Genomic DNA, 3,491 nt, shown 5'->3' on the forward strand with positions numbered 1-3,491 from the left:
ACAGCTCGAATAGCGAGACCGAAATCCCTCCCACACCGGACCATGCTGCGCGCGGCCAGACGGAAGAATCCATCGTCAAGGCCGGCGCCCTGCAGAGCGCCATCTTCAACAGCGCCAATTTTTCGTCCATCGCCACCGACGCCAAGGGCGTGATCCAGATCTTCAATGTCGGGGCCGAGCGCATGCTGGGCTACGCCGCCGCCGAGATGATCAACACCATCACCCCGGCCGACATCTCTGATCCCCAGGAGCTGATCTCCCGCGCCCGTGCGCTGAGCTCGGAACTGGCCACCCCGATCGAGCCCGGCTTCGAGGCCCTGGTCTTCAAGGCCTCCCGCGGAATCGAGGACATCTATGAGCTGACCTATATCCGCAAGGACGGCACGCGCTTCCCGGCCGTGGTCTCGGTCACCGCCCTGCGCGACGCCGCCGGCGTGATCATCGGCTATCTGCTGATCGGCACCGACAACACCGCCCGCAAGCTGGTGGAGGAAGAGCAGAAGAAGTCCGACCAGCGGCTGCGCGACCAGCAGTTCTACACCCGCTCGCTGATCGAATCGAACATCGACGCCCTGATGGCCATCGACCCCAAGGGCATCATCACCGACGTCAATAAGCAGGCCGAGGCCCTGACCGGCTGCACCCGGGATGAGCTGATCGGCGCCCCGTTCAAGGACTGCTTCACCGATCCCGTCCGCGCCGAGGCCGGCATCAATCGGGTGCTGAGCGAGACCTCGGTCACCGACTATGAGCTGACCGCCCGCGCCCGCGACGGCAAGCAGACCGTGGTCTCCTACAACGCCACCACCTACTATGATCGCAACCGCACCCTGCAGGGGGTGTTCGCCGCCGCCCGCGACATCACCGAGAGCAAGCGGGTCGAGGGCGAGTTGCAGCGGGCCCGGTCCGACGCCGAGAGCGCCAGCCGCACCAAGTCCGATTTCCTGGCCAGCATGAGCCACGAGATCCGCACGCCGATGAACGCGATCATGGGCATCGCCGATCTGCTGGCCAAGACCCAGCTGACCCCGGAACAGGACAAGTATGTCCAGATCTTCCGCCGGTCCGGCGACAACCTGCTGAACCTCATCAACGACATTCTGGACCTCTCCAAGGTCGAGGCTTCCCAACTCGACCTGGAGCAGATCGGCTTCTCCCTGAAGGATCACCTGGAAAAGGTGATCGAGATGGTCGCGCCGCGCGCCCATGAGAAGGGCCTGACCCTGGTTTGCGCCATCGCGCCTGGCGTCTCCAACGATCTGGTCGGCGACCCCACCCGCCTGCGCCAGGTGCTGCTCAACCTGCTGGGCAACGCCATCAAATTCACCCCGTCCGGCACGGTCACCCTCAATGTCGAGCCCAATGGCGATGGGCCGGGTCCGACCTTCCTGCGCTTCACTGTCGCCGACACCGGCATCGGCATTCCGGAGGAGAAGCTTGGCCGGGTGTTCGAGCGTTTCACCCAGGCCGATTCCTCCACCACCCGCCGGTTCGGCGGGTCGGGCCTGGGCCTGACCATCTCGCGCCGCCTGGTCGAGCTGATGGGTGGCGGCATCTGGGTCGAGAGCGTGGTCGATAAGGGCAGCGTGTTCGGCTTCTCCGTGCCCTTCGAGGTCTGGAGCGAGACCGACCGGCCGGCCGCCCTTCCGGTCGGCGTGGGGGCGGAGACGCAGCTGCCCGCCCTGCGCATTCTGCTGGCCGAGGATTCGCCGGACAATTGCACCATCGCACTGGCCTATCTTGAGGACACGCCCTACCGGGTCGACGTGGCCGAGAACGGGGCCATCGCCTGCCAGATGTTCAAGACCGGCCAATATGATCTGGTGCTGATGGACCGTCAGATGCCGGCCATGGACGGCCTGACCGCCACCCGCACCATCCGCGCCTGGGAAAAGAGCCAGGATCGCCCGGCGATCCCGATCATCGCGCTGACCGCCTCGGCCCTCAAGGGCGACCGCGAGACCTGCCTGGCGGCCGGCTGCACCGCCTATCTGACCAAGCCGATCAAGCAGGAAGTGCTGCTGCGGGCGATACGTGATTTCTCCACCCCCTCGCCCGGCCCTTCGCCCCTGCTCGACGACGCCACCGCGCGGACGAGGCGCAGGCTCGCCGAGCGCACGCCGGCCTATCTGCGGAATTGCCGCCAGAACGTCATCGACATGGACAGCGCCCTCGACCGCTCCGACTTCGAGGCCGTGACCATCATCGGGCACAATCTGCGCGGCTCCGGCGGCGGCTTCGGCTTCCAGGCGATCACCGACATCGGTGCGGGCCTCGAGGCTGCGGCCGGCAAGTCCGATCGCGCCGCCTCGCGCAAATGGGTGGTCGAGCTCTCGCGCTACCTGGACCGCACCGAGACGGTGTTCTAGCCGCCTACCAGGCCCCTGCCTCGCGCAGTTGGCGCGCCAGGTCGCTGGGGATTTCCTCGCCATCGGCCGCGTCGGCCAGGTCGGGCGGGGCGTCCTTGGGGTCGAGATAGCGCCAACCCTGGAAGGCCCGGCGCGGGGTCGGGGCGACCCGGATGATCTGTGGGTCCAGTTCCAGCTCGCAACGGGCGGTGACGCCCTCCCCCGTGGTGCGGATCGCCAGTATGCGCTGGCGACAGAGGATCATCCCCTTGAAGATTCGATAGATCGAGCCGCCGTCCAGCATCTCGGCGGCCCGCTTGGGTGTCATGCGGGTGTGCAGCAGCCAAGGACCCTTGTCGTCCCTGTGCCAGTCCAGCAGGTCCTCGATGGTGTCGCAGCCGACGCAGAGCCGGATCATGTGGACGGTCATGCGGCGGCGACCGCCTTCAGCCGGGCGAGCGAGACGCCTTCGCTGACCTGATCGCCAGCGCTGACCAGCAGGGCCTCGACCTCGCCATCGAAGGGCGCGGCGAGCCCATGCTCCATCTTCATGGCCTCCAGGGTCAGCAGCACCTGGCCACGGACCACCGCGTCGCCCACGGATACCGACACCGCCACCACCTTGCCCGGCATGGGCGAGCGGATCTGGCCGTCACCAGCCGCCTCGTCGAGGTCGGCGAAGGGCGCGCGGGCGGTGAAGGCATAGGCCTCGCCGCCCTCGAACACCACGACCTCATCGCCGGTCATCAGCACATCGGCCTCGACATCCCCGTCCGGCAGCGGCGCAGTCACCGGCTTGCCATCCAGGAACAGCCGCAGCGTCGTCTCAGGCGCGGCGTTGAGTCGGAACCCGGTCAGGTCGCGCCAGGGCGAGGCCGCCCCGTCCTGGTCGCCCAGGGTGGCGGCGGCGGCCACCATCAGCACCTCGTCAGACGGCTCCGGCGGCGTCGCCAGCTCCTCCAGCCTTGCGCCGATGAATCCGGTGTCCACGTCCCCGGCGATAAAGTCGGGATGGTCCAGGCAGCGGGCCAGGAAGCCGGCATTGGTCTTGACCGGCCAGACCTCGACCTCGGCGCAGGCCTGGGCCAGGCGGTCGCTGGCCCCCTCGCGGGTGGGCGCGTGGGCGATCAGCTTGGCGATCAT

The 3,491-nt window shown here is 67.7% G+C and carries 3 protein-coding genes; 1 reads left to right on the plus strand and 2 read right to left on the minus strand.

The annotated features are described in order from the left end of the window. Positions 1-2,369: PAS domain S-box protein (locus Q7P21_RS20175; RefSeq protein ID WP_304180152.1), on the plus strand; the 2,369-nt coding region annotated here is incomplete at its 5' end. 4 nt (positions 2,370-2,373) lie between these two features. Here the strand turns inward: Q7P21_RS20175 and Q7P21_RS20180 are convergent. Continuing rightward, the gene (locus Q7P21_RS20180; protein ID WP_304166372.1) at positions 2,374-2,778 is read right to left on the minus strand and encodes a DUF1489 family protein; all 405 of its coding nucleotides are present in this window, start codon (positions 2,776-2,778) and stop codon (positions 2,374-2,376) included. Further along, a partial coding sequence (locus Q7P21_RS20185) for a biotin/lipoyl-containing protein (protein WP_304180155.1) occupies positions 2,775-3,491 on the minus strand: 717 nt, incomplete at its 5' end. The genes Q7P21_RS20185 and Q7P21_RS20180, both read right to left, overlap by 4 nt.

The organism is Phenylobacterium aquaticum, assembly GCF_947378715.1.
GTDB classification, from domain to species: domain Bacteria; phylum Pseudomonadota; class Alphaproteobacteria; order Caulobacterales; family Caulobacteraceae; genus Phenylobacterium; species Phenylobacterium aquaticum_A.